4 protein-coding genes are annotated in these 6,455 nt (G+C 42.9%); 2 read left to right on the top strand and 2 right to left on the bottom strand.

Translation table 11 applies throughout. The features are described from left to right. Positions 1–178: 178 nt before the first annotated feature. Positions 179–3,541, bottom strand: a complete 3,363-nt coding sequence (locus FTW16_RS03005) for a helix-turn-helix domain-containing protein (RefSeq protein ID WP_261383402.1) — start codon at positions 3,539–3,541, stop codon at positions 179–181. A gap of 268 nt (positions 3,542–3,809) precedes the next feature. Then, positions 3,810–4,700: a zinc ABC transporter substrate-binding protein ZnuA gene (gene znuA / locus FTW16_RS03000; RefSeq protein WP_146490005.1), complete on the bottom strand. Its 891-nt coding sequence runs from the start codon at positions 4,698–4,700 to the stop codon at positions 3,810–3,812. Positions 4,701–4,783: 83 nt separating this feature from the next. On the opposite strand from znuA, the gene znuC reads away from it, so the two are divergent. Together znuC and znuB are read left to right on the top strand one after the other, a co-directional pair. Further along, positions 4,784–5,563, top strand: coding sequence for a zinc ABC transporter ATP-binding protein ZnuC (znuC, locus tag FTW16_RS02995; protein ID WP_146490004.1), 780 nt, complete (start codon positions 4,784–4,786; stop codon positions 5,561–5,563). Further along, positions 5,563–6,348 (top strand): zinc ABC transporter permease subunit ZnuB, encoded by a 786-nt coding sequence (znuB, locus tag FTW16_RS02990; protein ID WP_146490003.1) that lies wholly within the window; start codon positions 5,563–5,565, stop codon positions 6,346–6,348. Before znuC ends, znuB begins: the two co-directional genes overlap by 1 nt. The last annotated feature ends 107 nt before the right edge of the window (positions 6,349–6,455 follow it).

Genomic DNA, 6,455 nt, shown 5'->3' with positions numbered 1-6,455 from the left:
TATCTCGTATCTCGTATCTCGTATCTCGTATCTCGTATCTCGTATCTCGTATCTCGTATCTCGTATCTCGTATCTCGTATCTCGTATCTCGTATCTCGTAGAAGCATAAAAAAGCCCCGACACGAATGTCGAGGCTAAAGTATATTTATCTATGTTCTAGCAGAATATCTGCTGCGCGCTACTCTTCGTTGTTTTCAGCAAACTTGGATGGAGACATGCCAAAGTGGTGTTTAAACCTTTGACTGAAGTAAGACGGGTCATTGAAGCCCGAGTCAAACGCGACATCTGAGATCTTCTCCCCAGCAAGTAATCGTTCGCAAGCATGCTCTAGGCGCACTTCATTCAAATGCTCTTTAAAGGTCTTGTTATAAGCCAATTTAAAGCGTCTCTGAAGACTTCTCTCCGACATGAACAAGCACTTAGCAACTGATGCAGTACTAAATTCTGCATCAGCGTAGTGTTCACTCACAAGCTGCGACACCTTATTTTTCCACTCTTGTTCAGCACTAAGCCTTTGTTGCTCTTGCGTCGAGCTAGCAAGCTTAATAGTTTCAATCTGCTCGATTGTGCAGGCTTCAAGATTGTCGAACACTTGATATTCAATCGGCCACGAAAGCTGAACCTTATTTTGAGAGTCAGAAACAAAGGCGTTCAACTCCCCACCGCTCTGATTCATCAATAGAGGTAATTTCTCGATGTTTAGATCAGTCGATTTACCAGTGTTGTCGCTCATACTTGAAACTAATTTAGGAAAAGGCGTCCCATGATCTCGAATCGTAACTACAAGGTGTTCTTTCACTTCTTCAACCAGAACCACCATACTTTGTGACTTAAAGTTTCTCTTGATGATGCTCGCGACTAAACTGTTAAAAATAATATCGAGATTAAAATACGGCAAGCTTACATATCGTTGTTTTGTTTCGACTTTAATATCCAGTTCAATGCCAGCTTTGGCTAAATCATCCTGCCAAGCTTTGAGTACCGCTTCTAAGATTAAAATTATATCGTAATAAACCGGCCCCTCTCCTTGAGGGCTATTACTCAATTGAGCCAAACCATTTTTCAACGTTAAGATTGGAGACTTCCCTTGTTCATCATTCCAATTGGGGAGCATCGCAGCAATATGATTAACTTCAGAAGAAAGTTCATTTGCAGTGTGAGACACAAGTGCATTCTTAACCGATAGCTGCTTTTTAAGCTGTTGATTGGTCGCAAGTAGTATCCGACTTTGGTGCCTCAACTGGTCCGTCTTCAATGCAACTTGCGCTTTTAAGTGCCTGTTGGCAAAAGTGACATAACGCGAACGCCAAAAGACCAAGATAGTCACGACACCAATCAGTAGTATCAGAGAACTTGCTGCAGCCCAATTAGTGAGATACCAAGGCTCCGCAATCGAAAAGCTTTGGCTCGTTGACACGAAGCGATAATGGGAGTCTTTAACCGGCTTAACCTCAAGCGTGTAATCCCCTGGAAGCAAGTGATCGAGTGTTAATAGACCCCCTTCAAACTCACTCCAATGCTCATTGTCGTTCAGCCGGTACTCCATCGCAGGCGCGAACGTCGCTGGTAAGATGCCCAGCTTAAATCCTATCGATGAACCATAAGGAATCTCACTCAAATCTGCCGTTTTCCCACCAAGTGATACAGTATGTTGATCGACACTTATCTTACTCAGCAAAGCACGACTATGAGGTGTTGTTGATACCAGTAACTCGTTAGACAACGCACTGACTACACCATACTTTGAGCCGAAAATAAGCCTCGAAGATTGGCTCTCTTCATTGTAAAACAGAGCACATGCACCTGCCGCAAGTTCATTGGTGATCAAGCCAAATGGTGAACCTATATGTTTATGCAGCTGCCCATCCAATCCGTAATAACTGATACCTTTTGAGGAACCTAACCACACACCATTGTCATCACTTACCAGGCAGTTCGGGCTGATATTGTCTTCAACAAGCGGGATCTCTTGAATCGCGGAGCCGTCAAAAGGGATTCGATACACACCATAACTACTCGCAAACCATTGAGATCCATCTTTCGCTTTTTCAATATCGACGACTTTACCAAAACGTTCGCTTGAGCGACTAAAACTAATTCGCTTATCAATAAACGAATAGAAACCGTGGTCTGTTCCTATGTAAATACGACCTTGTAAGCCTATATTGAGATCGGTGATCTTCGCAGGCAAAAACTTGTCGACTAACCAGTCAGTACCGTATCCCGTCAACTTCATGGCTTCGATTGATAACGAATAGAGGCTCTGCCCTGAGGTCATCCAAAGAACGTTATCAGCCTGAAGCGCAAAATTCTCAACATGCACCCCCTCAATCGGTCTAGGTAAGTCGAGAATTTCAGGTTCTAACGTATTAGTATTAAAACTAATAATGCCTTCTTCAGTAGCCAACCAAATTGAAGTGCCAAAGATCTCAAAATCCTTAACAGGGTTGGAGTAAACGCGGATTGGGTTATCTTCACTTTGAGAGTCAACTAAATAGAGACCCATTGAGGATGCAACCCAAGATAACTGTTCATTGACAGGCAGTACTTTGTTGATCACCACACTACTCGAATGCATGCCCATCCCCGTTAATGGCGTTCTCGAGAAAGTCTTGCTGAACAGTGAGAAATATCGGATACCGTTGTTTGTCGCGATCCACATCCCACCAGCATGGTCGTTGATCAACGAGTATATTTTCTCTCCCGGTAACGAGAAGTCTTGATTAGAGGCTTGTTCAAATCGAGTAATTTGGCCCGTAATAAAGTTGTAGCTAATAAGACCATGCTCTGTGCCGATCCAATACTGATCCGAAGTTTCAGTAAGCGAAAGAACATGTGACCCTCTGACGATAGTCTCTTTATCTGGATTCGCGAGATCGACAATCACAGCGCCATTTAAAGTGCCAATAACTAACTCACGTCGAGCCTTCGAAAAATAAACGGTCTCTATATGATTTTTGTCTGATGCACTGACATGAGTAAATTCTTGATTATCTGAAAGATAAACGCCTGAACTGGTCGCCAATACCCACTTTGACAAAACCCACTCAGCGTCATTTATCGCAATGTCACTGCTATTGTTGTAACGGTACAGTTTGAGTAAAGAGTAGGTGTTGAACTCTAAAGATTGAGTATTATAGGTATAAAAATTACTGCCATCGGTCACCCAAATATAATCACCGGATGCGCCAATATTCGCAATCTCAGCACCGGGACTTAAACTAAACGCCAATTCGTTGCCAATACCAGGGTTATGTCGGTACACCTCATTATCGAAAAAGGTCCAAAACTCATCGTTAAGAAATGCGACGCTTTCAGAAGAAAATTGCAGCAAGCTACCCTTGCGAGGGAATAGAGTTCGGCCATCGTAAAAGAGTATTTTTCCATGGACATCATGAACCCATAGCCCTCCTCCTGCACCTAGGTACAAATTTTTAGCCGCAAGAAAATTCCCTTGCGCTTGAACGGGCAAAGGATAGAAAACGGAAGGTGATGTATTTACCGCGATAGCGCTAAATGAAATGCTCATTAACATGAACATTCGGAAGACAATTCGATACAACTTCTGATCCTGAACAGCAACAACGAATGAAGTTTTGGTAGTCACAACATTTTATCATTGCTCAACCATAAACTGAGTTTTTTTGTGCTTATTATTATCTTTCCATTTTAGCGGAAATTAACCAAGGAGAAAGAAGGTTTGCCATTTGTTGAAAGGTTTTATCTTAGCGGTCACGAAAATGCCGCAAAAAGCGGCACTATTCATACAATATCGAGAGCAAAGTGCAGTAAAAAATACTTTCTACGAATTACTTTGCGTTTAAGCAGCTTGTGTAACTATCGGTAAGTTGCTGAAGAAAATCGAAATAACTTCCGGTCTTCACTTCAACATCAGAACCAACAGGGTCTAGCTGACCTTGCTTAGCGTTGCTTCCACGAGTCACAGATTCAATCACTGCAGGCGTAAACTGAGGCTCAGAAAACACACACTGAACATTTTCTTGTACGATCGTTTTCTTAATCGCAATCAGGCTTTTTGCTCCCGGTTTACGGTCTGGACTTACTGTGAAATGACCCAAATTATTCAGACCAAATTCTTCTTCGTAATAACCATATGCATCATGGAAAACGTAGTAACCTTTGTCTTTTATTGGCGCCAGTTGTTCGCGAATAGACTGCTTCTTCTCATCCAATGCAATCAAGAATGAATCTAGGTTCTCTTGATAAGCCATTGCGTTGCCTGGGTCAGTTTCAATTAACTTATCTGAAATGTATTTCGCAGCAACTTCGACCTGATCGATACCCAACCAAAAATGTGGATCGTGGCTGCCATGGTGGTGACCTTCATGCGCGTCATGGTCATGCTCTTCGTGTCCATAAGCGCGTAAGTTGATACCCGGAATAGAGCTGATCTCAATAACATTTTCATTCGAGCTCACGACCTTAGTTAAAAAGGCTTCTAAGTCGGGGCCAAACCAAACGACCATATCTGCACTATGAACTTTTTTGACATCTGATGGTTTGAGCGCATAATCGTGCGGCGAAGCATTACTGTTCATCAACACATCCGGTTCACTAACACCTTGCGTTAGCTCTGTCACAATCATTTGAATTGGTTTGAAACTTGTTAGAATAGTATTAGCACTTGCAACACTTGGCGCTAAAAGCAAAGTAGCAAGTATAAAAGATGAACGTGACATAATTCCTCGATAATAGAAAAGTAGCTTAGGCTTGAGGTAAATGTTACATTATAACATTAGCGAATTGCAAATGAGTTCTATTCATGGATAACTTAATCCAACTAGATTCTGTGAGCGTCGAATTTGACGGTCGAAAAGTTCTAGACAACATCTCTCTAAATTTAGAGCGCGGCAGGATCACCACCCTGATTGGGCCAAACGGTGCAGGAAAGTCGACATTAGTAAAAGTAGTACTGGGTTTACAAACCAAATTTTCAGGCACAATAACAAAAGCTAAAAAACTGAAAATTGGCTATGTTCCACAAAAATTAAAGCTCAACGATTCACTACCGCTCAATGTAGATCGTTTTCTAAAGCTCACTGGTAAGTTCAGTCAGCAAGAGATCCTTGAAGCATTGAAGCTCGTGGGTGCTGAACATCTGCAAAAGAGCAACATGCACCAGCTGTCTGGTGGTGAAAACCAACGCGTACTGATTGCCCGTTCATTACTAAGAAGACCTGACCTACTGGTTCTTGATGAACCGGCTCAAGGCGTTGACGTGCAAGGGCAAATAGACCTTTATGATCTCATTGACACCATTCGTCACCGCTTTGGTTGTGCGGTGTTTATGGTTTCACATGATCTGCATCTGGTGATGGCCAAAACAGACGATGTTATCTGTTTGCATCATCATATCTGTTGCTCAGGTGCACCTGCAGACATCAAACATCATCCCTCGTATATTGCGCTCTTCGGTACCGCGACTCAAGAGACACTAGCGTTTTATCATCACCAACATGAACATCACCATCATGATCTTGCAGGCCAACCAGTAAAAGGTGGTGCTCATGAGTGTTCAAATCATAAACACGGACATCACTAATGCTTGAGTTTCTTCTTCCCTCTATTTTAGCTGGCTTGGGCATTGCTCTTATCGCGGGGCCATTAGGCTCTTTTGTAGTTTGGCGCAAGATGGCCTACTTTGGCGATACGCTTGCTCATGCCTCTTTGATGGGCTTAGCGCTTGGCTTTCTGTTTAACATCAACTTGTATTTCGCACTGCTGATTTGTTGTTTGATGCTGGCCGTGTTACTCGTGACATTGCAAAAACAAAAGCTAGTCGCGACCGATACCCTACTCGGTATTTTGGCACACAGTGCACTGTCTTTGGGTCTTGTAGCCGTTAGCTTCTTGGACAATGTTCGTGTCGACCTAATGAGCTATTTATTTGGCGACTTACTTGCAGTATCACCGACTGATTTGGTATTCATCTATGCGGGTGCGGCTGTGATTGGATTAGTGCTTGCTATCTTTTGGCGACCGCTACTTTCAACGACGGTTAATGAAGATCTAGCAGCGGTTGACGGCATCAACATTGATTTAATGCGTCTGATTTTGATGCTGCTTGTCGGTATCGTGATTGCTGTCGGTATGAAATTTGTGGGTGCGTTAATCATGACATCGCTACTGATTATTCCTGCAGCAACGGCAAGGAAGTTCTCGAGCACACCTGAGCAGATGGCCTTCCTTGCATCAGTTATTGGCTCTATTGCAGTATTCGGTGGATTAAGCTTATCTTGGTTCTATGACACACCTGCTGGCCCTTCTGTGGTTATCAGTGCCGCTGCGATGTTTATGCTATCTCAAATGCTGAAGACCCGAGCGTAATCATACGATTCGTATCTCGTATCTCGTATCTCGTATCTCGTATCTCGTATCTCGTATCTCGTATCTCGTATCTCGTAGAAGCATAAAAAAGCCCCGACACGAATGTC

Origin of the sequence: Vibrio sp. T20, from assembly GCF_007858795.1 — a bacterium.
Lineage (GTDB): Bacteria > Pseudomonadota > Gammaproteobacteria > Enterobacterales > Vibrionaceae > Vibrio > Vibrio satsumensis.
Note: the sequence above shows the minus strand (reverse complement) of the source record. Positions and strands in the feature narration are given on the sequence as shown.

Coding starts and splice junctions, on each gene's coding strand:
- znuC (WP_146490004.1), top strand. CDS start 4,784: ATGGATAACTTAATCCAACTAGATTCTGTGAGCGTCGAATTTGACGGT.
- znuA (WP_146490005.1), bottom strand. CDS start 4,700: ATGTCACGTTCATCTTTTATACTTGCTACTTTGCTTTTAGCGCCAAGT.
- znuB (WP_146490003.1), top strand. CDS start 5,563: ATGCTTGAGTTTCTTCTTCCCTCTATTTTAGCTGGCTTGGGCATTGCT.
- FTW16_RS03005 (WP_261383402.1), bottom strand. CDS start 3,541: ATGTTCATGTTAATGAGCATTTCATTTAGCGCTATCGCGGTAAATACA.